We start from the raw sequence: 24828 nt of genomic DNA on the forward strand, positions 1-24828 counted from the left end.
GTGTCGAACGCGAAGGCCGCGGTCGAGGAGGGCATCGTCGCCGGTGGTGGCGTCGCGCTGCTCCAGGCGTCGATCACCGCCTTCGAGAAGCTCGACCTGTCCGGCGACGAGGCCACCGGCGCGAACATCGTCCGGCTCGCGCTCGAGGCACCCATCAAGCAGATCGCCTTCAACAGCGGTCTCGAGGGCGGCGTCGTGGTCGACAAGGTCCGCAACCTCCCGACCGGCCACGGCCTCAACGCGGCCACCGGCGAGTACGTCGACCTGATCGCCACCGGCATCATCGACCCCGCCAAGGTCACCCGCTCCGCGCTGCAGAACGCCGCGTCGATCGCCGGCCTGTTCCTCACCACCGAGGCCGTCATCGCCGACAAGCCGGAGAAGAACCCGGCCCCGGCCGTCCCCGGCGGCGGCGGCGAGATGGACTTCTAGTCCAGCTCCCCCCGCACCACCCAGCGCACGCGCTGGTTAGCACCACCGTCACGACGAAGGCGGCTCCGGTACACGGGGCCGCCTTCGTCGTTACCCCCGCCGCCCGCCGCTACCCGCGCTGTTGCCCGCCGCCTTTCCCCGTTGCCCGCCGCCGCCCGCCGTTGCCCGCTGCCGATCGCGGTCGCGCCAGCCAGCCGCCGCCCATCCTCGCCGGCCCACAGCGCCCAGCCTTCCGTACCTTCGCGGACCGGACCGCCCCTCATCCGGGACCTCCTACGTCAGCTCGACGCGGTCGCCGTCCACGCCCACCATTGCGGTCGGTGCGGTCTGGGGCCGGAATATCGCGCGGACCGCACCGGCCTTCGCCCGATCCGACGCCGCGTCAACGCCGCGATACCCCTTTATTGGGGTGATTGATACCAGAGTCGTACGTCACATTTCAAAGCGCGCCCCGGACCTCACCATCCACGCTCGCGCGGCAAAGCCGACATCTCCGGCGTTTCGTCGGGCTTAGCTGCCCCAGGAAGATCGCCGAAGGCGATCTGACGGAAACCCCGAACGGCGCCCTGGGCCAGGGGTCCCCGTGAATCGCCGAAGGCGATTCACGGGGAAAGGCCCGCCTCCGCGGACGGGAGGTTCCGCGGAGGCGGGCTCATCGGCCTGGGAGCGACGCCACTCGGGACGGAGCGAACGCCGGGAGGTGCTCCCAAAGACGACCTTGCGCTAAGAAAGGTCGTCGGCCACCAGCAACGGCGATCAAGTTACCACCGGGTATTGGAGCCGACAAGAGTTTTATGTCACTTCTTTTCAACAATTCACGNCAGGGACGGTTAGAGGTCGACTATTTGCACGACACGGACAATTAACGCAGCCGGGCTTTCGACAGGACCGCCGCGGCGGGGCACCATAGGCAGCGTGGTCCAGGCACCCGCACAGTCCCGCTCCCACCGCCCGTCCGTGACCGTGCCCGCACCTCCGGTCACGGTCGAGGATCTGGATGCCGGCGGGTACGACGATGCCCGGCTGGAGCTGCTCGACGGGCTGTGTCTCCTGCGCCCGTGGCCGACGCCGCTGCGCGCCCGGGTGACCAGCCGGCTGACCCGGTTGCTGACGCAGGTAGCCACCTCCGGCGCCCACGTGCTCCCCGCCGGCGTCGGGGTGGAGCTGTCGGCACGGTCCCTGCTCGTGCCGGACGTCGTCGTCGCCCCGAGCGCCGAGGTGGTGGGCCGCCGGCTGCGGGAGACGCCCTACCTGGTCGTCGAGGTCGCGGATGCGAGCACCCGCCGCTACGACCGCACGCTGAAGCTCGACCTCTACCGGGAGCGCGGGGTTCCGGCGTGCTGGCTGATCGATCCGGATACGGCGACGCTGGAGGCGTTCGAGCTGGTCGGCGGCGTCTACGTGACCGCCAGCGCGACCGGCCCGCACGGTGAGTTCAACGCAACACGACCGTTCCCGGTGACCGTCCGGCCCGCCGAACTGATCGACCCGCCCGACGCCGAGTGAGCGGCGGCCCGGTGGGCCCGGGGCCCCCGCCAGCGCCGCCGCGGGGCATGCGCAGGCGGGCGCACGGGCAGGCCCCGGCTGGTTAGTCCCGCCCGCCGGCGCCGTCGGCGATGTCGTCCGGATCCGCCAGATCGTCCGGATCCGCCAGATCGTCCGGATCCGCGGCACTGTACGGATCCGCGACACTGTGCGGGTCCGCGGCACTGTGCGGATCCGCGACATCGTACTGATCCGCGAGGTCGCCGCGGTCCGCGACGTCACGCGGGTCAGGGATGTCGTCGGCGTCGACGATCGTGTACGCGTAGCCCTGCTCGGCAAGGAAGCGCTGACGGTGAGCCGCGTACTCCTGGTCGAGGGTGTCGCGGGCGACCACGGTGTAGAAGTGCGCCGCTCGGCCGTCCGCCTTGGGCCGCAGCACCCGGCCGAGGCGCTGCGCCTCCTCCTGCCGGGAGCCGAAGGTGCCTGAGACCTGCACCGCCACCCCGGCCTCCGGCAGGTCGATGGACACGTTCGCGACCTTGGAGACGACCAGCGTGGTGATCTCGCCCGTGCGGAACGCCTCGAACAGCCGTTCGCGCTCCCGGTTGCGGGTCGAGCCCTGGATGACGGGGGCGCCCAACAACTCGCCGAGCTCGTCGAGCTGATCCAGGTAGGCGCCGATCACCAACACCCGGTCGTCGGAGTGCCGGCGGACGAGACGCTCCACCACCGCCCGCTTGCTGTGGGCCGTGGCGCACATCCGGTAGCGCTCCTCCGGCTCGGCGACGGCGTAGGTCATCCGCTCGTCGTCGGTCAGGGTGACCCGCACCTCGGTGCACTGCGCCGGGGCGATCCAGCCCTGCGCCTCGATCTCGCGCCACGGCGCGTCGTACCGCTTCGGCCCGATGAGCGAGAAGACATCGCCCTCCCGGCCGTCCTCGCGGACCAGGGTCGCCGTGAGACCGAGCCGGCGGCGGGACTGGATGTCGGCGGTCATCCGGAAGACCGGCGCGGGCAACAGGTGTACCTCGTCGTACACGATCAGCCCCCAGTCCCGGGCGCCGAACAGGTCCAGGTGCAGGTACTCGCCCTTGCGGCGCGCCGTCATCACCTGGTAAGTCGCGATGGTGACCGGGCGGATCTCCTTGCGCTCGCCGGAGTACTCGCCGATCTCGTCCTCGGTCAGCGAGGTGCGACGCAGCAGCTCGTGCCGCCACTGCCGACCGGCGACCGTGTTCGTGACCAGGATCAGTGTGGTCGCGCCGGCCTGGGCCATCGCCNCGGCGCCCACGATGGTCTTGCCCGCGCCCGAGGGCAGCACGACGACCCCCGAGCCGCCCTCCCAGAAGCCCGCGACCGCGCCCTTCTGGTACTCGCGCAGCTCCCAGCCGTCCTGACGGAGCTCGATCGGGTGCTTCTCGCCGTCGACGTAGCCGGCCAGGTCCTCCGCGGGCCAGCCGAGCTTGAGCAGCGCCTGCTTGAGCCGGCCGCGCTCGGACGGGTGCACGGCGATCGTGTCGTCGTCGATGCGCGTGCCCAGCATCGGCGCGACCTTCTTCGCCCGCGCGACCTCGACGAGCACGGCCCGGTCGAGCGCCCGCAGCACCAGGCCGTGGACCGGATCGTTCTCCAGCCGCAGCCGGCCGTAGCGATCCATGGTGTCGGCGACGTCGACGAGCAGCGCGTGCGGGACCGCGTAGCGGGAGTGGCGGACGAGCGCGTCCACCACCTGCTCGGCATCGTGCCCGGCGGCGCGGGCGTTCCACAGGGCCAGCGGGGTCACCCGATAGGTGTGGACGTGCTCCGGGGACCGCTCCAGCTCGGCGAACGGAGCGATGGCCGCCCGGGCCGCGGGGGCGCCAGGATGGTCGACCTCCAGGAGCAAGGTCTTGTCCGACTGAACGATCAACGGGCCGTCCGCCACCCTCACCGTCCTCCCGGTCCGCCATACGGCATAGGCCCACCACGGGCAGATCCCGGCGGGCACGCCGCCACGCTGGCGACGTACTTCGACGGTACAGGCGCCCACCGACAGGTTGGCGACCCCGTCCCGCCGCGGCCCACGGCTCAGGGCGGGTCGGCCACGTCCGGCGCGGCCGTCGTCCAGTCGGCCGGCGCCGCGGCGCCACCGCCACCGAACACCTCGTCGATGTCGGCGACCCCGGTCACCCGGTGCAGGGCGAAGCGGCGCGGGCCGGCACTGAGTTCGTCCCAGGCGGTCAGCCAGCCGCCGTCCACCGCGGTCGGCCGCACGATCCGGTCACTGGGCGTGCCCTGCTGGTCGACATACCCGAGCAGGACCCGGCGCCGATCCCGGACGGCACCCTGCAACATCACCAGGATCAGCGGGGCGGACCGGGTGAGTCCGATCTCGGCGCCGGTGACGCCACCGGCCGCCCGCATGGCCTGCGCGCTGTCGTCGCCGCGGCGGACCAGCCGCAGCACGTCGCGCGCCTGCGCGAGCCGCCCGTCGGCGACGTCGACCGGCGCCTGGCGCGGCCTGGCCGGAGTCCGGTGGGCGGCCGGCCGGCTGAGCACCACCCTGCCGTCGGGGGCCTCCGCGACCGGCGCGTATCCCGCGGCCCGCAGGCCGGCCAGCAACTCGCCGGTCGGCAGCGACGAGATGACGATGGTCGGCGCGATCCGGCGCAGCCCCAGCGCCTGCGTGCGACGGCTCGCGACCACCTCGGCGAGCAGCGCGGTGTCGTCGCATCGCAGGTAGCTCGACGCCGGACCGGCGCGCAGCCGGCCATGCCGGCGGGCGGTGTCGTCGATCAGATAGGTCAGTCCCTGGGGAACGCCGGTGCGGCCCAGGCGATCGAGCGCGGCGTGGATGTCCTCAGCGACCAGCCCCGAGTCGAATCCCCGGCGCAGCGACTCCTCGGAGAAGCGGTAGACCGTCGCGGCCCCCGACGACTCGACGTCCGCCATCCGCGCGAGCTGCGCGGCCACCCGGGGAACCAGCGGGCCGGGGGCGACCGCGGTCAGGTCCGCCTGCAGCAGCAGCTCCTCGACCGGTTCGGGCAGCAGCGGGGTGAGGGCGTCGGCGAGGCGGGCACACAGCGCGGCGTCCCCGCCGGCCGGCCGGCTCGGCAGGCCGACGACCCGCGCCGGGTCGGCGCTCTCCTCGTCGAGCTGCGCGGCCAGCAGTCGCCCGACGGTGCTGGGTGCCCCCCGCCCGGTCAGGCCGAGCAGCTCCGCCTCGGCGACCGTGCCGTCGATCATCCCGGCCAGCAGCGTGCCGGCCCGCCGCGGCGCCCGCCAGGTCAGCAGGGCGCGCAGCGACTCACCGGTCGGCGCCACCCCGGCCGGCGCCGCCGCCAGCGCGCGCAGAACCTGGGCCCGCAGGTCCGGCACGGAGGAGCGGCGGACCTCCAGCGACATCGCGGCGATCTGGCGACCCCGCTCGTCCCGCTCGCCGACCAGCCAGGCGGCACTCGGTGACCGCAGCCAGCCCTCGACCAGCACCGCCCAGCGCGCCGCCACCAGGTCGGTGCCCCAGCGGTCGTAGGCAGCGGTGGGCACGTACTGGACGTCGACGCCGGCGGTGGCGTCGACGAGTCCGGCGGCCGCCGCGAGCTCCACGACAAAGGCGGCGGTCCGCTCGTCGGTGTCGAGCAGCTTCGCGGTCGCGCGCAGGTCGCGCACGCTCAGGCCGCCGGTACGCAGCGGCGTCACGGGCGTCGTGCCCCACGCGTCAAGCAGCATGGTGATCCAGCGCACGACGGTGTCCGCGGCGAGCGCGGCGGCGGCGTCGGCGGCCGAGGCACCGACAGCGGCGCCGGTCAGCTCGGGCGGATGCGGATGCAGCCGGCCGGCCGGCTCGTCACCGCGCACCGCGAGGCCGACCTCCCGTGGCAGCTCGACGGTGTCATCGTCGATCCCGACCAGCAGACCCCGGGCGAGCAGCTCCTCCACCGGGCTGCGGGCCGTGGCGACGGTGAGCAGCCGACCCGCCTCGGCGGTGGTGCCGAGCGCGGGCCCGGCCGCCAGCCGGCGAAGGAGCTGGTGGGCCCGCTCGGAACACCCGTCGAGCCAGCCGCGGACCCGAGCCGGATCGGCGAACAGGTCGGCGATGGCGTCGACGAGATCGGCTCGGACGGTGAACCCGCCCCCGGACTCCGTCGGATCCGTCGCGGCCGGGATCAGGCCGAGGGCGCCTGCGACCCTGGCGAGCTGGGTGTGCCGGTAGACCGACAGGCACTCCCGCACCGGCCGGCCGAGCCCGAGCGGCCGCGCTCCCACGAGGTCGACGGCCATGCCGACGACCCGTAGCGCACCGTCGTCGCCCCAGAGCAGACCCAGTTCACGCAGCCGGCGCACCACCCCGACGACCTCGGCGTGCCCGCAGAACGCGGTGAGCTCGGCGAGCGGCACCGGGGAGGGCAGGATGGTCAGCGCCTCCAGCACCTCGCACGCGTTGGTATCGAGGCGCTCCAGGGCACGCGCGACACTCACCCGGATCTCCAGCCGGGCGGCCAGGACGTCGAAGTCCGGCGGCGGTGGCGTCGCGAGATCGGGCCGCAGCAGAAACAGCCGGATGATCGCCTCATCGGGCAGCGCGCGCAGCCAGCCCACGAGCGTCGTGGACTCGTCTGGCGCGGGATCGGCCGGCATCGACACCATCATGACGGTAGCTGGCCCGGCGCCAGCCGGACACAGCGCCGCGACCTACCCCGAACGCNCCGCGTCACCCGTCCGAATCCCGGAGTCGCAACCCCGCCGGACGCCACCGTCACGGCGGACCGGCGGCGCCCCGGCGACCTGCAGGTCCGCGCGCCGCATGGCCGGGCCGCCACCGCCGGCCGTCCCGAGACCAAGCCGGGCCGTGCCGACCTGGTCCAGCACCCAGCCGCAGCAGGTGTCCCAGCGCAGCACGGCGATCGCCGGGTCGGTGCCGCCCGGTGTGCGCAGGACGGCGAACGCCCAGTCCGGCGCGCCGGTCGAGGTACGGATGCCGGTGATGCGAAGATCCGCCACTCTGGCGACCAGCGGGCTGTCGAGGACGGCTGCGGCGATCGCGGCGGCCTCGGCCTCGGTGGCCGGGCGACCGGGGCCGTCGGAGACGTCGGCCATGGTGGCGCCCGTCCCCGCGAGACCCGGCGCCGTCCAGTCCCGCTGCGGCACCCCGTGACCGGCGTCGCCAGCCAGCGGGACCGCAGGGGCTACTGCGAGTCTCGGACGCACGTGGCCTCCTTGGATGCCTTGGCAGGCCGGGGCACGCGTTCGGTCGAACATCGGCGACCAGGCTGCCCGGCGGTAGCGGGCGCTCACGAGACGAGGTCGACGGAATGCGACAGACCTACCAATACCGATTGGACACGCCGAGGACCGCCGGACGCAAGGGGATTCGGCAAACTGGGACGCATCAATTTCGGCCGGGTCCGCTTCCCGCGTCTCGAGAGGGGGAAGGCCACTCGCAATCCTAGATCGCCGGTTACGCGAACATTGATTTGATCACACGCAAGGGCGACCATAGAGTGACAAGCTCGACAACATCAACAACAATGCCCCTCCATCTGACAAACCGGTAACTAAGTCACCGCCTGCGACGGCATTCCCACGCGGACCACCAAAGCGGCCACCGGGGCTACACCGGGGCCACCGGGGCCACCGGCCAGGCCGTCAGCGCAGCGCATCGACCCGATCGACGAGGAACGACAGGTGGTTTGCGCGNCCCCAGTCCGCGAGCCTCGAGATCGTCCCGGCGTCCCCGGGCAACGCCAGCGTCCGACCGAGCGACACCCCGACGACGAGTGCCGCCAGCACGAGCGCGGCCTGGAGCAGGCCGGGCCGATCACCGCGCCGGCGCCGCCCGCCCGGTCGAGCGCCAGGCCCGCTGGCCGGACCGCCCGTCCGGGCACGGCCGCCGCCGCGTTCGCGTGACCCCTGACGGTCGTACGGGTCGTCACGGTCGTACGGGTCGTCACGGTCGTACGGGTCCGTTGGCGAGCGCGCCTCCTCGGGCGGACTGCCGAAGCGCGCGCGAGGCCGGTCAGCACGGCGCACAGCCGTGCCTGCGGCGGGCTCGCCGGCCTGCGGCGCGTGCCCGGCGAACCGGGCCCGCTCGCCATCCGGCGGACGGCGGCCCGGCCGGGGACGCTCGGCGCCCGCGGGCGGCCGCGCCCCCTCCCGGGCGGCCCCGCGCGGCTGCCAGCCCTCGCGGATGGCGGGCTGATAGCCGGTGAAACTGACCTCGTCCAGCGCCGAGCCGCCGTCCGGACTCCGTCCGCGGGGGCTGGCCGGCCCCGGTTCATCCACTGACACCGCCCGCTGTATGCCGGTGAAGCTGACCCGGTCGAGCAGGCTGGGCGCGGCAGGTCCGTCGCCGGTCGGGCCGGCAGCGGTAGGGCGCGGCTCGGGCTGACGGAGATCCCGGTGGCGAGGATCTCGGTGGCGAGGATCTCGGTGGCGAGGATCTGGATGGTGGGCGTCTGGCGCCCCGGGGACGGGAGCGACCACGGGTTGCCGACGCTGGTCGGGAAATCGACGGCCGCCCGGCGGATCGGCCGCGGGAAAGTCGCGACGGCCCGGCGGATCGGTGCCGCGAAATCCGCGCCAGCCCGGCGGGGCGTCATCCCGAAAGCCGGTCGGAGGCGGCGCGGGTTCGCGGCCGAACTCCGTATACGCCGCCCCTCGCCGAATTCCGGCGGGGTCGGATCGGTCGAACCGGTCGGACGGATCAACCGGCGGATCACCGCCGGGGACGCGGTTGGCGGGATCGGGGCGCCACGGGCCCGGCGGAGGTGCGTCCGCGGGGTCGAACGGCACCACCTCGGCGCCGCCGGCCGTGGGATTGCCGAAGGCCACGGCTCGGAACGTCTGGCGAGTCCGGCCCTCCGGCGCTCCGGCGGGCGCTGGGCGGCCGGCCGGGGGCGCGTCGGCGGCCCGGGTCGGCAGCCCGCCGTCAGGGGGCCGGGCGGTCACCATGTCCGCCGCGTCGAACCCGGTCACGGCCGCGATGCGCTCGGCCCGGGGCTCGGGGCGCCTGGTGGGGCCGGTCGACAGGGTGCCGAACGCGACGATCCGGCCGCCCCCGGGCTGATCCAGCCCGGCTGGGTCTGCGTACGGAGCCGACGCCGGCCCTGGGGGCGGGGCGCGTCGGGCGGCGTCGGACGGGTGGCCCCGCGAACCATCGCGGCTCCGGCCCTCAACGACCACCGCCCGCACCTTCCCGCCTTCGCGTCGTGCCACCGCGACCTCGACCGACCGGCACAGAAGATCCGCCGCCAATCACCACAAGGTGGTCTTAACACGGACAACCCTGGCATCGATCGGGGTCACATGCGGCGATTCACCTCAGAGTAGCTCCGGCGCCGAGCCGCCCGGCGACCAGCTCGGCGGTCATGACCAGCCCCGATCCGCCACCGCGAGCACCGGGAGACGACCGGCTCGTTCGGGCGGGCACGGTCGCACCGCGGCGGTCGGAAGGACGGGAGTCGGGCCGGTGACGAGGCTGCGGGCCAACGGCGCGCCCTATGGCTTCTTGACCCGGCACACCCGTTCCAGGACCAGCCCGCCGACGAGAAGCACGACGGCGGCGGCCAGGCCGAGCCCCGCGCTGATCGCGTCGCCGCCCGCGGTCGGGAACTCGTCCGTCCGCGGCGCGGTGTACCCGAGCACGCCCGCCCAGGCTCCCGCGAGCGCGGCCCCCACGACCGAGCTGGCCTTCGCCAGCGCCGCCAGGCGGGCGACGGTGAGCGGCAGGATCGGCCGGGTGCCCGGCCGGCCCTCCAGCCGGCGCCGGGACTGGACGGCGACCTGAAGCTCGATGACCCCGATGACGACCACCGACAGCGACGCCGTGCGGGGCAGCGTGGGAATCGACCGGTACGCCCACCACAGCAGCAGATAGCCGAGGATCCCGAACACGACCGCGGCCAGGACGAGATCACGCGGCCGGGTGGGTCTCACGCCGACGCACCGCCCTCACCGGCCGGATCGGTGCCGCGCAGCCGGCCGGAGGTCCGCCGCAGGCCGACGAGCTCCCCGGCGCCCGCCATCCGGGCGACCAGGTCGGCGACCCGGCCGTGACCCGGCAGGATCGCCTCCGGGTCGACGTCCAGCCAGGGCACGCAGACGAAGGCCCGCAGGTGTGCCCGCGGGTGGGGGATGATGATCTCCGGGTCGTCGCTTCGCACCGCGCCGAGGGCGATGACGTCCACGTCGAGCGTGCGCGGCCCCCACCGCACGGTCCGCGTTCGCCGCGCCCGCTCCTCGACGGCGCGCACGGCGGCCAGCAGCTCCCGCGGCGGCGCCGGCGCCGTCAGCACGACCGCGTTGAGGTAATCGTCCTGCTCGGGACCGCCCACGGGATCGGTCTCGTACACCGCCGAGCACGCCGTCACGCCGAGGACCTCGTCGAGCTGGCGCACGGCGGCCCGCAGCAGCGCCCAGCGGTCACCCAGGTTGGAGCCAAGCGCCAGCACCGCATGGGCGACCTCGGTCATCCCGTCACCGGCCCTCGGGTGCGGGGCCGGCCGGGGGCGGCGGGTCCGCGGGCCGGGCTCGGGTCACGGTGACGGCGACGTCACCGAAGGGGATCGGGATCGGCGCGGCCGGCTTGTGCACGGTCACCTCGGCGCGCACAACCCGATCCGCGCGTAGGCAGGCGGCGACGAGACGCTGGGCCAGGGTCTCGATCAGATCCACCGGGGGGCCGCCGACGATCTCGGCGAGCGTCTCGGCGAGCTCGCCGTAGTGGACGGTGCGGGTGACATCGTCGTGGCGCGCCGCCTCGGTGACGTCCAGCCAGACGANGGCGTCGATGACGAACTCCTGGCCGAGTTCCCGCTCGGCCGGCAGCACCCCGTGGTGGCCGCGGACCCGCAGCCCGGTCAGGGTGATCCGGTCCAGCGGCACGTCGCCGGGCCCCGGACCGTCCGTCACCGGGCTGACCACGGCACCTCCCGCTCCCCCGCACAGCCGGGCGGGGCCGTGGGCCGGTCCCGGCGACCCGGCCCCGACTCGACGCTGCCGCCGCTCCTGCCCGTGCCCCTGGCCGGGCCGGCCCCGGTCCGCGGCGCCGCGCCCAGCCGCGGCCGGTGCCCTACCGAACCGCCGGCGGTGCCGGGCAGCACCACCGGCAGGCTCGCGGTGGGCGCCGCATCCCCGGCGCCGCCCTGCCGCCATGCCCGCACGACGCGCACCGCGTCGGCCGCCGGCCGCACCGCGTGCACGCGCACGGCCCACACCCCGGCGGCGGCCAGCAGCGCGGTGGTCGCCTGCGTGGCGTCGTCGCGCTCGTCGCTCGGGCGCGCGCCCGCGTCCCCGGCGGCCAGGACCGTACCGAGGAAGGACTTGCGCGACGTGCCCACGAGCAGCGGCCGACCGAGGGCGGCGAGCGCGTCGATGTTGTTCAGCAGCGCCCAGTTGTGCGCCGCCGTCTTGGCGAAGCCGATCCCGGGGTCGAGGATCACCCGCTCCGGCGCGACCCCGGCGGCGACGACCACCTCCAGCCGCGCGGCGAGCTCGGCGGTGACCTCCGAGACCACGTCGCCGTAGACGGCCCGGCTGGACATGTCGACGCTGGGACCACGGGCGTGCATGAGCACATAGTGGACGCCGCGGTCGGCCACCAGGGCGAGCAGGTCCGGGTCGCAGCCCCCGGAGACGTCGTTGACCAGCACCGCCCCCGCGTCGACGGCGGCGGCCGCCACCGAGACCCGGCTGGTGTCGACGCTGACCCGTACCCCGGCCGCGGCGAGCTCGGCGACGACCGGCAGCACCCGGCGCATCTCCTCCGAGGCGACCACCCGGGACGCGCCCGGGCGGGTCGACTCGCCGCCGACGTCGATGAGATCGGCGCCCTCGTCCACCATCCGCAGCCCGGCCCGCACCGCGTCCACCGGATCGAGGAACGTGCCACCGTCCGAGAACGAGTCGGGCGTGACGTTGACGACGCCCATCACCTTGGTAACGCCATCCGGCTCGAGGAGGTCGTCGACGGTCGCGCTCACGCGGCACCCGCCCCGGCCGGCCCGCCGTCCCGGGCGTCCGGCAGGTCCCGGACCGCCGACAGCGGCGCCCGGCGGTAGGAATACCGGTAGACCGGCCGGAAGCCGAGATCGGCGTACAGCCCCCTGGCCACGGTGCTGACCTCCTCAACCTGGAGATAGGCGTGCGTGGCGCCGCGCGCCCCGGCCCACTGCGCGAGCGCGGCGACGACGCGACGCGCCGCGCCGCGGCCGCGGGCCGCCGGCAACGTCGCCATGCTGTAGATGCCCAGCCAGCGGTCGTCGGCGACGCCACGGCCCACCGCCACCGGCGCACCGTCGACGGTCAGCGTCACATAGACGGTGGGCAGGCGCAGCGCCGAGAGCACGGCGAGGGTGCCGGCCCGCTGCGCGTCGAAGGTGGCGAGCACCTGCCCGGCGACCCGCAGCCATTCGTCCCCCGGCACGTCGGCGGTGGTCACTCCGACGGAGGTCGACGCCGGCGTCGCTACCGGCGCCAGCGCCCCGAGCGGCGCCACGCACATGTCGGTAGGCCCGGTGTCGTCGAAGCCGGCGGCGTCGAGCACAGCGCCGAGCTGCGCCGGCTGGGTGACGGGGGTCCGCTGAAACATGGGCGGCAGGCCGGCGGTGGCGTAGAAGTCGCAGACCGCGGCAAGCGCGGCCCGCACGTCGGGCACGCCGCCGTGGGCCCAGACCGAGTTCCCGCGGCGGGACGAGCCGGCGGAGGCCCGCAGGGTCCACCCGCCGATCTCGATCTGCCGCTGCGGCGGCCAGGCCCGGTGGGCCACGGCCTCGAGCTCGCGGGCCAGGGTCGCCTCGGCCGGCGGCAGGTCGGCCCGCGGGCCGATCAGCTGGTCCGGCGCACCGGGCGCCACGTGGTCACCGAGCACGGCGCACCCCGGTGGGCCGGGCAGATCCGCGCCCACGGCGCGACCTGCTGGAGTGGGAGTACTGCTGGGCCGCATCCGCCATCATGCCGAGGCTACCGACCCGACGGCGTCGATGGACGGCGACACCGGTCGGACGAGCGCCACCCGTGTACCCCACCCAGCAGCGGCAACCATGACCGAATGTCATAATTTCGAGACTATTGCCGCATCGTTCCCATTCTGGAGCAGACCGACGGTCGGTTGCCGCCGACGGCCGATCCGGCACCATCGCGCAAGGCCGGCGGATTCCGACGGCAACTGCACAATCCTTCACCGTTCGGTCCGGTCAGGACGTGATTTCCTTCTCCCGCGGCCGCCGGAACCAGTGTCGGCGCAGCCCCACCAGGCGATCGAGAGCAGCCGGCCACAACAAGATCAGTTGTGGAAACCTCGGAGAAACACCACGTAGAGCCACAATGGCCGGCACATTGCGGCTGCTTCATCGTTACCCTCCGGCGCAGCGGTCCTTCTACTATCGATAACGAGGAACCGGTAGAACCCGGGTCAACACGACCGGAGTGATTGGCCGGTGGCAGCGTCGCCGCCGCGCGATCGCCGGAACAGCCGGCCATCGACCGCCGAACCAGACCGGACCGCCGCCGGAGCAGCCGGCGGTCACGGAACCCACCAGGTCGCGTGGTCTCACTGTGCGCTTCCGATGGGTTGCCCCTCGCAGCGGACCTCGCCCCTCGCTACCTTGTCGACACGGTCGCTGACCGTGACGTTTTCGGAAGGAAGGACGCGCGGCATGCCGCAGTCGAGCGGATCTTCACCGGGCCGTGGAGCCGACCACGGATCCTCGGGTCCGACCGGTCGCTCCGGCCCTCCCCCGGTCCGGCGAGCGACGAGCGAGTCGATCAGCATCCCGCCGGCCCGCACCCCGCCGGACGATCACCCTGAGGACTATTCGCCGGAGCCGCCCGCGCAGCCGCCGGTCGACCGGTGCGACCTCGGCCCCATCAGCGCGCCGTCCGCCCAGCGGCTCTGGGCCGCGGACGACCTCGCGGACCTGGCCCGTTCCTCGACTCTGTTCGGCCAGGATCCCCTCGGTCCCGGGAGCCCGATCGGGTCCGGGTGGTCGCCGGGCGGCCCGCACCCGTCGTGCGCGGCACCCTCGACGCACCCCGCCGCCCTCTCGTTGACGATGTTCGGCGGCCCGCCCGCGTTCGCGCCGACCGCGTTCGCGCCGACCGCGGCCGGCCCCGCGCCCGCCGATGCCGTGCTCCCGGCCGCGCGGCCCGCGACCCCGGGCGTCTCCGACCGGCGGCAGTTCCACCGGTACGCCGGAGCGGCGATGATGACCGCGATCCTCGCCGAGGGCCAGATCATGGAGGTCTCCGACGTCCTCGCGGCCAGCCCGATCCAGCTCGCGCTGGAGCGGGCCGACGACATGCTCGCCGACCTCCTCGACGCCCACGAGGCGACCCCACCGGCGCACATCTTCGCCCAGACCGCCCGCCTGCGCCGGGGGCTGGAGCGGCTCGGCCGCCGCTCGATGCCGGCCGGCGACGCCCGTCGCCGCGACCTGCTCACCGGTCGGGTCGCGGTCCTCGGCGCCGACGCGGCCTTCAAACTCGGCGACATCGAGACCGCCCGGTCGCTGACCGCCCTCGGCTTCCAGGCCGGAGGGCTCGCCGGGGAGGGGGCACTGCGCGGCTCCGCCCGGGAGGTCGCCGCGGTCAACGAGTTCTACGCCGGCCGTCCCGACGAGGCCCTCCGCCTCGCCCGCGACGGGCTGACCCACGTCGGCGACGGACCCGTGCGCGCCCGGCTCACCTGCCAGGTGGCCCGTGCTCTGGCCGCCCTCGGCGACGTGCGCGGCGCCGCCCAGGCGTTGGACCAGGCCTACGACCTGGCGGATCTGATCCCCCCGGACCAGTGGGGCCGACCGGGTCCGAGCTTCGAGAACTTCAACCCGGTCGAGGTGTCCTACAACGCCACCACCGCGCTGTGCCTGCTCGGCCGGCCGCAGGCTGCACAGGAGCACGCCGAGCTCGCCCTGCCGAAGCTCGACGCGATGAACGCCCCCGGCTTCCGTTCGGTGATCCGGCTGGACCTCGCCCTCGCCCTCGCCCGCCAGGGCCGCCTGGAGCTCGAACGGGTCTGNGACCTGGCCACCGAGGCCATCCAGATCTCCTGGGGACGCACGGTCGCCTCCGTTTCCGGCCGCGCCGACCAGCTCCTGTCCGCGACCCGTCCGCACAGCGAGGTGCGTGAGGTCCGGGAGCTCGCCCTGCTCGTCCGGGAATGGCAGCGCTCCGCCGCCGGCCAGCGTCCCGGACCGGGTGCGGTCACCGCGCCGGGCCTGACCGTCTGACCCGACCGACCCGCCGACGACGGGGCCCGCGTGCCGATCCCGCGGCCCGCGCCCCGACCCGGCGCCCCGACCCGGTGTCCCTCGATCGGGAGGACCGCGGCGATGGCCGACGACAGTCCCACTCGGCACGATCTCCCCGCAGCGCCGCGTCGGGGCCGTTTCACGGCGGCGGCCACCCGCCGCGCGGTGGCCGAGCTCGCCGCCCGCGCCGGGCTCGACGACGCCGACGCCGTCCTGGTCAAACGCACGGTGAACGCCGTGTACCGATTACCCCGCGCGGGGGCGATCATGCGCATCACCGGTTCCGCCGCGATGACGCACCGGGTGGCGAAGGTCGTCCGGGTCGCCGGCTGGCTGGCCGATCGGCGCGCCCCCGCCGTTCGCCTCCTGCCCGGCGTGCCCGCCCCGGTCGAGGCCGGCGGCTTCGTCGCGACCGTCTGGGTCGACGCGACGCCCGCCGGCGCGCCGCCCGCCGGCCCGGCCCCGCGCACCGGGGACCTCGCCGCCTTGCTGCGCGCCCTGCACGCCCTCGACCCGCCCAGTCCTCCGCTGCCCCGCTGGGACCCCCTCGACGACGTCCGGCGGCGATTATCGGACGCGGAGACGTTGGCCGGCGCCGACCGCCGGTTCCTGGAACGGCTGACCGAACGCGTCGCCGCGGCGCTCGACACCGTCCGCTACGCGCTGCCGACCGTCGTCGTTCACGGCGACGCCCACCTGGGCAACCTGATCCGGGCGGCGGACGGTCGGGTGCTGATGTGCGACTTCGACGCCACGAGCGTCGGCCCGGCCGAATGGGACCTCGTGCCGGTCGCGGTCGGGCGGACCCGCTTCGGCCACGACCCCCAGGCCCACCGCGACCTGGCCCACGGATACGGCTTCGATGTCACGTCCTGGGAGGGATTCGCCGTCCTGCGAGCCGTGCGCGAGCTGAAGCTGGTCACCAGCGTCCTGCCCGTGTTGGCCAGCAGCGCGACCGTCGCGGCCCAGTTCCGGATCCGGCTCGACAGCCTGCGGCACCGGGACCACGACGCCCGCTGGTCGCCGTACCGATGATCCTGCTCCCCCCGAGCCGGGCCGGCCGGCCCCGCGCGCCCGGCGGCGACATCACCCGGCTGCCACGGACGCAGCAGGGCCGCCATCCCGAGCGCCCACGCGACACCGAGCAGGTAGCCGCCGAGGACGTCGGACACGAAGTGCACCCCCAGCCCGAGCCGGGAGAAGCCGGTCAGCGCGACGATCACCCCCGACCCGACCCACCAGGGCCATCGCGCCCGGCGACCGGTGACGGCCCGGACGGCGACGAGGCAGACGACGGCGGCGACCATCGCGCCCAGCGCATGCCCGGAGGGGAAGCTGAGCCCGGCGGCGTGCGCCACCGGATTGGTGAACGACGGCCGGGCCCGCCCGATCAGGTCCTTGAACCCCGTCGCCAGCAGGCCCCCGGCGCCGACCGTGACCAGGGCGAACACCGCCAGTCGGCGGGTACCCGCCGGATCGGCTCGACCTACACCACCGCGGCGGGAACGCCACCACAGCGCGCCGGCGCCGACGGCCGCGAGAACCCGGAACACCGTCGGGTGGAACACCTCGCTCACCCAGCGCAGCGCGGTCACCAGCCAACCCGTGGTGGCCGCCAGCCGGCCGAGCGCCTCCGCGACGTCGGCATCGTTCTCCACCACCGGCGACCAGCCGGCGTCGACCATGATCGCGAGTACCACAAACGCCAGGGCGGCGGCCTGCGCGCCCCGGCGAATTCCGCGGGTTCCCGATGGCATCGTCGTGTCCCTGCCCAGCTTCGTCCGGCTTATCCCGTGCAGCGCCCGGCTCTCGAACCGCGCGAGCTGGGCGTTCCTCAAGCAACACGGGCGAGTCCCGGCGTTTGGGACGCACCGGCCTGTGCGGTCCGTGCCATCGCATGTCATTCTGGTCCAACCCGCCGGACCCGTCCGGCCGGCCGCGTCCTGCAACGGACGGTCGGCTCCGCTCGCCGCGAGCCGGCGTACCGTCCCCCCGCACGGGCGTCAGACAGCCCCGGCCACCTGGCTCGGCTCGCCCGATCGGAGGGGAGACCCTTGGACATCGCGGAGGGAAAGCCCGGATCGGAAGATCCAGCCCAGGGCCTCGCCGCCCCGGAAGTCCGCCCGTGAACGGCGACGGACGGGAGATCAGCGCCATCCAGGTCGGCGGTGTGACCGACGCCGAGCGGGCCGGCGGGGATGCCGGGCGGCGCAACGGCGACGCCAGGCCGGTCGCCGGCGACACCGGCTGGGCCCTCGGCGACACCGGCTGGGCCGCCGACGACACCGGCTGGGCCGCCGACGAAGCTCGGCGCGCGCAGTCGCCCGGCCGTGGCTCGACCCGCGGGCCGGCCGGCGGAAGCGCGCTGCCGGGACCCGGGCATCCGTCCTGGCCGCAGGGCCGGCTGCCGGCGGCCCTGCCGGCGACCCCGCCCCCCGGCGAGGGAGCGGTCAGCGCCGCCGCGGGCGGTTCCGAGTGGTCCGCTCCGGCGGGGCGACCTCGTTCCGATTGGCCCGCGGCGGGCTCCGATTGGCCCGCGGCGGGCATCGCCGGCCCCGGTCCCACCGCGGGCCAGGGCTGGTCGGTGGACGCTGCCCCGCGCGGCGGCAACGCGAGCGCTCGGCCCGCCGAACAGGCCGGTCACGCGGCGCCGCCGGCCGTCTCCGACACCTGGCCGTCGATCCGCCAGGCCGAGCCCGGCCCGGCCCCCGCTCCGGTCCCCCAGCCCGATTGGACCAGCGGCAACGGCCGGATGCTGCCGGTCGAGACGCGCACGTTCGACCCGCTGCTCGACCAGTTCCCACTGACCCCGGGCAGGGCGTTCGGTCAGTCGTACCCGCCGGCCCCGCCGGCCGAGACCCGCGCCTGGCGGGCGGACCCGCCCCCGCCCGGCCCCCAGGCACAGCCGCCCGACGCGCCGCTCCCACCGGCCCCGGCGCCCCCGCCCACGGCGCCCCCGCCCACGGCGGCCCCGCCCACGGCGCGCTACGCCACGCCGGTGATCCGCGGCGACCAGCGATTGGGCGGTCCCGCCGGGTCGGCGGACTTCCCTCCGCCCGGCGCCGCCCCCGGCGCGGCCCGCGGCGAGCGCTTCGACGAGTACCGCCCCTCGACCGAGTATCCGGCCCCGCCGCCCGGCAGCGCGGCGACCGAGGCGATCGCCCTCGGCGGCCCGCTCACCGGACCGGCGCCGCTTCCCGCCCCGCCCGAGCGCGTCCCGTCCTGGCTTCGCGATCCCACCGTCCCACCGTCCCGCCACCAGCCGGCTCCGGTGGACCCCGAGGCCTCGGCGGGACGGGACGGCCGCGGTCCCGGGCCCGACCCCCGACGCCGATTTGCCGCGCCCGAGGCACCGCATCCGGGCGAGACGCGCCAGCACCGGCCGCCCGCCCAGCCGCCCCACCCGGGCCGGGCCTACCAGAGCCGGCCGGCCGACGCGCCCGACCGCGACGCGCCCCGTCCCGCGCCGCGCGCGGACAGTCACCACCGCGTCATCCGGCAGGAGGCGCTCGGCCGCGGCGGCGCTCTCCCCGGACCGCCGCCCGTCGACGGTGCGCCCTACGGTGCCGGACGGGCGTCGCTCGGACCGCCGCCGGGACCGGCCCCGTATCCCGACGACGGTTCCTCCGGCCGGTCCCGCCGCCCGACGGATGCCGACCGGCAGCGCGCCCAGCGAGGCGCCGGGTCCGGACGCCACCGCGGCGCCCGGACCGACCACGAGCCCAGGACCGACCACGAGCCCAGGACCGACCACGAGCCCAGGACCGACCACGAGCCCAGGATCAACCAGGAGCCCCGGACCGATCGGGAGCCCCGGACCCGGCCGGGCCAGGAATCCCGGCCGGACCGCGGCCCCCGGCGCGATCGCCGCCGCCCCTCCCAGGACGTCGGACCCGACCGGGATGCGGAGATCCGTCCGGACCTCGCGCACCGCCAGGACCCCGCCGCCCGCCAGGACAGCGGCCCGTGGTCGAGCCGAGGGGCGCGAGCCGGCCGAGGATCGCGCGCGGACTACGACCCCTACCCGGACGACGGTCCATCGGTCTCCGCAGATCCGTACGTCCCGTATCCGGACGGCGACGCCCATCTCGACCAGACCCGGCGGCACCGGACGGACGGGTCCGGCCCGTCTCCGTCCGGGGAACGCCCGCCCGCCGGGACGGGGCCGGGCGAGACACGCCGGCCGGCCGCCGCGGAGTCGGAGCCACGCGACGCGGGTGGCCGCGCCGGGCTGCTGACCAGCGCCCTGCTGCCCCCGCCGCCGCAGACGGCCTCCCGCGGCTGGCGCAAGCTCGTCTACCAGGTGTCGGCCGGCGCGGTGAATCCCGGACCGTCGCCCGACGAGGTCCGCGACCGCCGGCAGATCGCCCGCATCCGCACCCCGCTGCTGGACTGCCATCGGATCGCGGTGCTGTCCCTCAAGGGGGGAGTCGGCAAGACCACGACCACGGTGGCGGTCGGTTCGACCCTGGCCAGCCTGCGCGGTGACCGCGTAGTGGCGATCGACGCCAACCCCGACCGCGGCACGCTCGGCTCGAAGGTGNCGCGTACCTCCGCACACACCGTGCGGGAGCTGCTGGAGGACGCCCCACGCCTGCACCGGTACGTGGACGTCCGCAAGTACCTGTCCCAGGCCGACTCGCGGCTGGAGGTGCTGGCCTCGGCCAACGATCCGGAGCTGTCCGACACCTTCGGCGCCGACNACTACCGGGCCGTGGATGATCTGCTCCAGCGGCACTACTCGATCCTGCTCACGGACTGCGGAACAGGCATCCTGCACAGCGCCATGCATGGGGTGCTGGAGCTCGCCGACACGCTGGTGATCGTGAGCAGCGCGACCGCGGACGGCGGCTCCAGCGCGAGCGCCACGCTGGACTGGCTGGACGCGCACGGGTATTCGGAGCACGTCCGCGAGGCGGTCGCGGTGATCTCGATGTTTCCGGCGCAGGGCGAACGCGTCGACGTGGACACCCTCGCCCGTCACTTCGAGGCGCGGACCCGCCGGGTGGTGCGGGTCCCCTTCGACCCGCACCTGGCCGACGGCGGACGGATCGTGCTGTCGGACCTGAAGCGGGAGACCCGGACGGCCTACCGGGAGATCGCGGGCGCCGTGGCCGAACGCTTCGGCGAGGAGCGCGGCAGCCGCCCCCGCTGAGCCGGCGGCGGCCGGCTCAGCGGCCCAGCGCCGCCACCGCCGTCCGAACGCCGGGGCGCCGCAACTGGCGGGCGACCGTCGTGCGGCCCTCGATGAGCCGGGTGAACAGTCCGAAGGTGCCCGGGCCCGCCATGAGCGCGTGCATCACCCCCGGCCGCCGGGTGAACGCGCCGAGCACCTCGCGGCCCGCCGCCATCTCCGGACCCAGAACCGCCTCGACGCGGGCCGGGTAGGCGTCCAGGGCGGCCGAGCCGGCGGGCCCGGTGGCGCCAGGGGCGCCGACCGCCCCCGCCGCCGCCTCCCCGGCGAGCCGGCCCGAGCGCAGCGCGAACGAGATGCCCTCCCGGGTCCACGGGTCGAGCAGGCCGGCGGCGTCTCCGGCGACGAGGACCCGGCCGCGGCGCAGCGGGGAGTCGACGGCCCGGACCCGGGTGAGATGCCCGGAATCGTGCTGGCGCGGGGCGCCCGCGAGCCCGAGCCGCTCGACGAACCGCTCGTAGTAGTCGCGCAGGGCGGCGCCCCTGGCCCGGTCGCCGATCACCCCCACCGTCAGCACCCGTCCCTTGGGGAACAGCCAGCCGTAGGAGCCGGGCACCGGACCCCAGTCGAGCAGCATTCGACCGGCCCACCGCTCGGCGAGCGCGGCGTCCACGACGAACTCACCCTCCAGGCCGACGTCGATCTGATCGCACCGGACTCCGACGTGGGTGCCGCAGCGCCCCGAGGCGCCATCCGCCCCGATGACGACCCGGGCCCGCAGGTCGGCGCCGCCGCGCACCCGGACGCTCACCCAGCCATCGTCGACCACGGGCACCGCGGCGCCCGCCAGCCAGGCGACCGGCTCGGCCTCCTCGCGCAGGCCCAGCACCTGCACGCCGGTCCGCACTATCGCGCCCGCCGCCTCGGCCGCGGCCAGCAGCGCGGCGTCCAGGTCGGTCCGCATCACCATGGACAGCCAGGGCCGCGCGTTCCGCTGGCCGCGGCTGACCGTGTACCGACCGTCCAGGGTCATCGTCAGCGAGCTGACCGTGGCACGGACCAGGCCGGCCAGGTCGATGCCGACGTGATCGGTCGACAGGCCGACCAGTCCGCCGCCGCAGGTCTTGTACCGCGGCATCGAGGACCGTTCGAGGACGCAGACGCGGGCCCCGGCGGCCGCCGCCGCCCGCGCCGCGCTGCCCCCGGCGGGGCCCGCCCCGACGACGATGACGTCGAACGTGTCGTCCGGCCTTTCGCTCGTGCCCACCGCAATCCCCTCCTGTCGGACCACCGACCGCGTCAGCGCAGGGTGAGGCTGCGGCCGACGAGACCGGCCCGGACCCGGCGCTCCTGCGCGGTGAGCGGGGTCGGGTCCGCGAGCGCCTCCCGGTAGGCGAGCCCCAGCGCGGCAGCCGGCTCCTCGCAACGCTCGGCCGCGGTGTCCGCGGCGAGATCCCAGACCGGGATGACGAGGCCGTCAGCCCGGAAGAAGCCGACGAACCGGGTTCCCGGACCGACGGTGAGCCGCTCGGCCGCGGCCAGCCGGGCCAGGGCGTCGAGCAACGCCTCCTCCGAACGGGCGGCGTCGCCGACGTCGGCTGAGTCCGTGGCAGCCCGATCCGCCGCGGTCGGATCCGTGGCAGCCGGATCCGTGGCGGCTCCGGCCGGCGCGGCCAGGGGCAGCGCCCAGCGCAGATGCCACCGGTCGCTTGGGTGGCACCAGTAGGCGGCGGACACGGCGGACAGCCGCACCGTGGGCACCACGGTGGCGTTGGCGCGCTCCAGCATCGCCGCCACCTCCTGATTGGGCCCGCTGTCGTCGTCCGACGGCGGCAGCCACCACCCGAAGCCGGGGTGGACGGTGATCTCCAGGGGGGCGGGGTCGAGCAGGTCGGTGAGCCGGGGCAGCCCGGCCAGCCCGTCCGGCCGCTGCTCGACCAGGCGCGGCGACGAGGCCGCCGGTGCGTCCACCACGTTGCCCGGCTCGGCGTCGAGGGCGGCGAGCAGCGCCCCGGCGATGTCCCGGGACGCGTCCAGCCCGGGCAGCGCGGTCTGCATGGCGACGAGGATCTCCCCGTCCTCCCGGACCAGCGCCGGCGCCGCCTGCGGCAGCATCGTGCAGAGCGTGATGCGCCGGTCGGCGTGCTCGGGATGCTTGGCGAGATGGTCGGCCGCGAGGATCACCGGGGCGGTCGCGCTCGGCACCAGCTCCCGCAACGCGACCAGGTCGGGCTCGTCCCGGCGGCCGAGGAAGGGCCGCAGCACCGGCGCCGGCCGGCTCCGCTCGCCATGGCACGCCTTGTAGCGACGCCCGGAGCCGCAGGGGCAGGGCTCCCGCGGCCCGACGACGCCGATCGCGCCGATCGGGCCGTCGGGTCCCGGCTCGGCTGAACGGCGGCGGGCGGCGGTCGAACCGGCCGCGACGCGGGAGGGGCGGGTGCCCGGACGCTGGGGTGCGGGTCGACGTGCGATCACGGGCTCCTAAGGTCATGACCGTCACGCACGGTCGTGGACATGGACTGGGTACGGCTGGATTCGGGGTAAGGCTAGGCCATGGGCGGCGCTGGACGGGAACGCCGGGCGCTGCGGCGGCACCCCGCCCGCGCATTCCGGGAGAACCCCCGCCTGTCCTGGGTGTTGTCCCGTCAAGCCGGCACCGGCCGTACCCGGGCGTCGGAGATGACAGGCACGATGATGGTGCCTGACTGCCGGGTCGATCCCGGCGGGTGCGCGGAGATGATCACTGTGCTTGGCTCGCCTGCGGCCGCCCGGCCGGGCCCGCGATCCCACGAAAGCGACGGCCCAGGACGGAGAAATGGGGGTTTACCCGCGAGCCGGCCGGCATCGATGTCGAGACAATGGGGGGGTTGGTGACAAAGGTCGTCGTCGCCGGCGGAGGAATTACGGGAATCGCCTGTGCCAGTGTGCTGCAAGCCCGGGGAATCACGGTGGAGGTCCGGGACCGGGGCCGGGTGATCGGCGGCCGGATGGCCTCTCGGTGGATTGACGGGCGGATCGTGGACTCCGGCGCTTCCTACTTCACCGTCACCTCACCCGAGTTCGCCGAGGTCGTGGATGACTGGACGGCCCGGGGAACAGCGCGCCCGTGGACCCGGCGGATGTCGGTGATCAGCGGGCCGAACGCGACGCTGACCGCGGCCGAACCGGGGCCGCTGCGCTACGCCGCGCCTCGCGGGCTGCGGTCGCTGGTCGCGGACCTCGCGTCCCGCGCCGGAATCAGCGTGGCGCAGTCCGCCCCGATCGCCCGGATCACCCCGGGCCCGATCGTCGACGGTGAGCCGGTGGACGCGGTGGTGCTGGCCATGCCCGACCCGCAGGCGCTGCGCCACCTCGACGAGGCCTTCACCGAGGAGCGCGCGCTGGTCGCCGACCGGTCCTGGTCACCCGCGCTGGCGCTGCTCGCGGGCTGGTCGCACCGCTGCTGGACGCCGGTGGACGGCGCCTTCGTCCACGACGACGACACGATCGAGTGGATCGCCGACGACGGTCGCCGCCGCGGCGACAACGCGCCCGTTCTGGTGGCGCACTCGACGGCCCGGTTCGCCCGACCGCACCTGACCGAGCCGGCCGCGGCCGGACCCGCGCTCATCGAGTCGCTGCGGCGGCTGCTCGCCATCCCGGAGCAGCCCCGGTGGGTGTATGTGCAGCGGTGGACGTTCGCCCGGCCGGAGCGCCCGCACGAGCAACCGTTCCACCTGTCCGACAATGGAATCGGTCTTGCGGGCGATGGATGGGGCCGACCGAAGATCGAGAATGCCTGGCTCTCGGGCACCGGGTTGGGCCGGGCGATCGCCGAGCGACTCCGATGATCCGCAACGGTGTGACGCACTTCCGAAAATGTTCGTCTAGCAGGCTCGATTGACGTTGCCCGAGGGGGGTACACCTGCCGACATGGAGATCAAACTAAGCCTGTCGTTGCCCCGCGATGAGATCTCCATACCCGTGGTCAGACGAATCTGCACACAGTCTCTGAAGGTTCTCGGGGTATCCCAGGAATGCATTGACGATGTTGAGCTTGCGTTGACGGAGGCATGTGCGAATGTTCTTCTTCATGCCCAGGCTGAGGACGAGTACGAGGTATCGGTCGGCGTCGACAACGAGGTGGCCGTCATCGAGGTGAGCGACCGCGGCGGNGGCCTGGACGCCACCTTCGAGAGCGTGTTCGATCCGGAGCGGGCGACGCGCCCGACCCCGGACGGCACGGCGCCGGAGAACGTCCCGGAGCAGGGGCGGGGGATCTTCCTGATGCGGGCGCTCATGGACCGTGTCCAGTTCCACCGGGTCGAGGGCCCGCATCGGGGTACCCGCGTGCACCTGGAGAAGGCGCTGGTCTGGGAGGAGAGCGCCCCGGGTGCGCAGTTGAGCCGGGCGCGCAGGACGACCGGACCGTGGGGCACCGCCCGCCCGCCGAAGGCCGCCGACGAGCCCGTCTGACCCCGGTCCGCCCACGACCACACCCGGACTCCGAGGCCGATCGACCGCCCTTCCTTCGCGAGGGGAGCGGTTACGCTGACGGGAGCGGACGGGCGAGCG

At 74.9% G+C, this 24828-nt stretch carries 16 protein-coding genes and 6 pseudogenes; 10 read left to right on the forward strand and 12 right to left on the reverse strand.

Annotation, left to right across the window (positions count from 1 at the left end; translation table 11 throughout):
* Together UK82_RS00005 and UK82_RS00010 are read left to right on the forward strand one after the other, a co-directional pair.
* Positions 1–432 (forward strand): TCP-1/cpn60 chaperonin family protein (locus UK82_RS00005; protein WP_304438021.1); only part of this gene is annotated, 432 nt, incomplete at its 5' end.
* 906 nt (positions 433–1338) lie between these two features.
* Complete coding sequence (locus UK82_RS00010) at positions 1339–1938, forward strand: Uma2 family endonuclease (protein ID WP_044886095.1); 600 nt, start codon at positions 1339–1341, stop codon at positions 1936–1938.
* A gap of 262 nt (positions 1939–2200) precedes the next feature.
* On the opposite strand, the pseudogene UK82_RS34570 reads toward UK82_RS00010, so the two are convergent.
* The 9 genes and pseudogenes from UK82_RS34570 to UK82_RS00055 all read right to left on the reverse strand — a co-directional run.
* Positions 2201–3197: pseudogene (locus UK82_RS34570) on the reverse strand (DEAD/DEAH box helicase); the annotation flags it as partial.
* A 1-nt stretch (position 3198) separates the two neighbouring features.
* A pseudogene (locus UK82_RS34575) lies at positions 3199–3841 on the reverse strand (helicase-associated domain-containing protein); the annotation flags it as partial.
* Between the two features lie 143 nt (positions 3842–3984).
* Positions 3985–6546 (reverse strand): helicase-associated domain-containing protein, encoded by a 2562-nt coding sequence (locus tag UK82_RS00020; RefSeq protein WP_055405970.1) that lies wholly within the window; start codon positions 6544–6546, stop codon positions 3985–3987.
* Between the two features lie 2847 nt (positions 6547–9393).
* Entirely contained in the window at positions 9394–9831 is a 438-nt protein-coding gene (locus UK82_RS00035) for a DUF3180 domain-containing protein (protein WP_044886091.1), read from the reverse strand.
* Entirely contained in the window at positions 9828–10367 is a 540-nt protein-coding gene (gene folK, locus UK82_RS00040; RefSeq protein ID WP_044886090.1) for a 2-amino-4-hydroxy-6-hydroxymethyldihydropteridine diphosphokinase, read from the reverse strand. The genes UK82_RS00035 and folK overlap by 4 nt, the downstream gene beginning before the upstream one ends.
* A 4-nt stretch (positions 10368–10371) precedes the next feature.
* The coding region (gene folB, locus UK82_RS00045; RefSeq protein WP_236705288.1) for a dihydroneopterin aldolase at positions 10372–10676 on the reverse strand (305 nt) is incomplete at its 5' end.
* Between the two features lies 1 nt (position 10677).
* Positions 10678–10842 (reverse strand): annotated as a pseudogene (locus UK82_RS34580) (dihydroneopterin aldolase); the annotation flags it as partial.
* Positions 10803–11876 carry a dihydropteroate synthase gene (gene folP / locus UK82_RS00050; RefSeq protein ID WP_044886089.1) on the reverse strand — a complete coding sequence of 358 codons (1074 nt, stop codon included), beginning with the start codon at positions 11874–11876 and terminating at the stop codon, positions 10803–10805. The gene folP and the pseudogene UK82_RS34580, both read right to left, overlap by 40 nt.
* The gene (locus tag UK82_RS00055; protein ID WP_044886113.1) at positions 11873–12763 is read right to left on the reverse strand and encodes a GNAT family N-acetyltransferase; all 891 of its coding nucleotides are present in this window, start codon (positions 12761–12763) and stop codon (positions 11873–11875) included. The genes folP and UK82_RS00055 overlap by 4 nt, the downstream gene beginning before the upstream one ends.
* 787 nt (positions 12764–13550) lie before the next feature.
* Here UK82_RS00055 and UK82_RS00060 point away from each other — a divergent pair.
* From UK82_RS00060 to UK82_RS00065, 3 genes and pseudogenes are all read left to right on the forward strand, one after another.
* The coding region (locus UK82_RS00060) for a hypothetical protein (protein ID WP_236705289.1) at positions 13551–14908 on the forward strand (1358 nt) is incomplete at its 3' end.
* 1 nt (position 14909) lies between these two features.
* Positions 14910–15119 (forward strand): annotated as a pseudogene (locus UK82_RS34585) (hypothetical protein); the annotation flags it as partial.
* 102 nt (positions 15120–15221) lie between these two features.
* Positions 15222–16175, forward strand: a complete 954-nt coding sequence (locus tag UK82_RS00065) for a phosphotransferase family protein (protein ID WP_044886087.1) — start codon at positions 15222–15224, stop codon at positions 16173–16175.
* Between the two features lie 89 nt (positions 16176–16264).
* Here the strand turns inward: UK82_RS00065 and UK82_RS42140 are convergent.
* Positions 16265–17044, reverse strand: a pseudogene (locus UK82_RS42140) (phosphatase PAP2 family protein); the annotation flags it as partial.
* A gap of 221 nt (positions 17045–17265) precedes the next feature.
* Here UK82_RS42140 and UK82_RS00070 point away from each other — a divergent pair.
* Positions 17266–19683, forward strand: a 2418-nt coding sequence (locus UK82_RS00070; protein ID WP_236705290.1) for an AAA family ATPase, incomplete at its 3' end; no start/stop codon positions are given.
* Positions 19684–20073: 390 nt separating this feature from the next.
* Positions 20074–20295, forward strand: a complete 222-nt coding sequence (locus tag UK82_RS34595; protein WP_236705346.1) for a hypothetical protein — start codon at positions 20074–20076, stop codon at positions 20293–20295.
* A 16-nt stretch (positions 20296–20311) separates the two neighbouring features.
* Here the strand turns inward: UK82_RS34595 and UK82_RS00075 are convergent, their stop codons facing one another.
* Together UK82_RS00075 and UK82_RS00080 are read right to left on the reverse strand one after the other, a co-directional pair.
* Complete coding sequence (locus UK82_RS00075; RefSeq protein ID WP_052681184.1) at positions 20312–21541, reverse strand: geranylgeranyl reductase family protein; 1230 nt, start codon at positions 21539–21541, stop codon at positions 20312–20314.
* A gap of 32 nt (positions 21542–21573) precedes the next feature.
* On the reverse strand, positions 21574–22749 hold the full coding sequence (locus UK82_RS00080) for a DUF5926 family protein (RefSeq protein WP_044886086.1): 1176 nt from the start codon (positions 22747–22749) through the stop codon (positions 21574–21576).
* A gap of 395 nt (positions 22750–23144) precedes the next feature.
* Between UK82_RS00080 and UK82_RS00085 the strand changes: the two genes are divergently transcribed.
* From UK82_RS00085 to UK82_RS34605, 3 genes and pseudogenes are all read left to right on the forward strand, one after another.
* Positions 23145–24104 (forward strand): NAD(P)/FAD-dependent oxidoreductase, encoded by a 960-nt coding sequence (locus UK82_RS00085; protein ID WP_044886085.1) that lies wholly within the window; start codon positions 23145–23147, stop codon positions 24102–24104.
* A gap of 82 nt (positions 24105–24186) precedes the next feature.
* Positions 24187–24428, forward strand: a 242-nt coding sequence (locus tag UK82_RS34600) for an ATP-binding protein (protein WP_236705347.1), incomplete at its 3' end; no start/stop codon positions are given.
* A gap of 1 nt (position 24429) precedes the next feature.
* Positions 24430–24729, forward strand: a pseudogene (locus tag UK82_RS34605) (ATP-binding protein); the annotation flags it as partial.
* Positions 24730–24828: the final 99 nt, after the last annotated feature.

This window comes from Frankia sp. ACN1ag, from assembly GCF_001414035.1.
Taxonomy (GTDB): domain Bacteria; phylum Actinomycetota; class Actinomycetes; order Frankiales; family Frankiaceae; genus Frankia; species Frankia torreyi.

Bases quoted from the DNA above. Each gene is read 5' to 3' on its own strand.
- UK82_RS00020 (WP_055405970.1), bottom strand. From the start codon at position 6,546: ATGATGGTGTCGATGCCGGCCGATCCCGCGCCAGACGAGTCCACGACG.
- folK (WP_044886090.1), bottom strand. From the start codon at position 10,367: ATGACCGAGGTCGCCCATGCGGTGCTGGCGCTTGGCTCCAACCTGGGT.
- UK82_RS00065 (WP_044886087.1), top strand. From the start codon at position 15,222: ATGGCCGACGACAGTCCCACTCGGCACGATCTCCCCGCAGCGCCGCGT.
- UK82_RS34595 (WP_236705346.1), top strand. From the start codon at position 20,074: ATGTTTCCGGCGCAGGGCGAACGCGTCGACGTGGACACCCTCGCCCGT.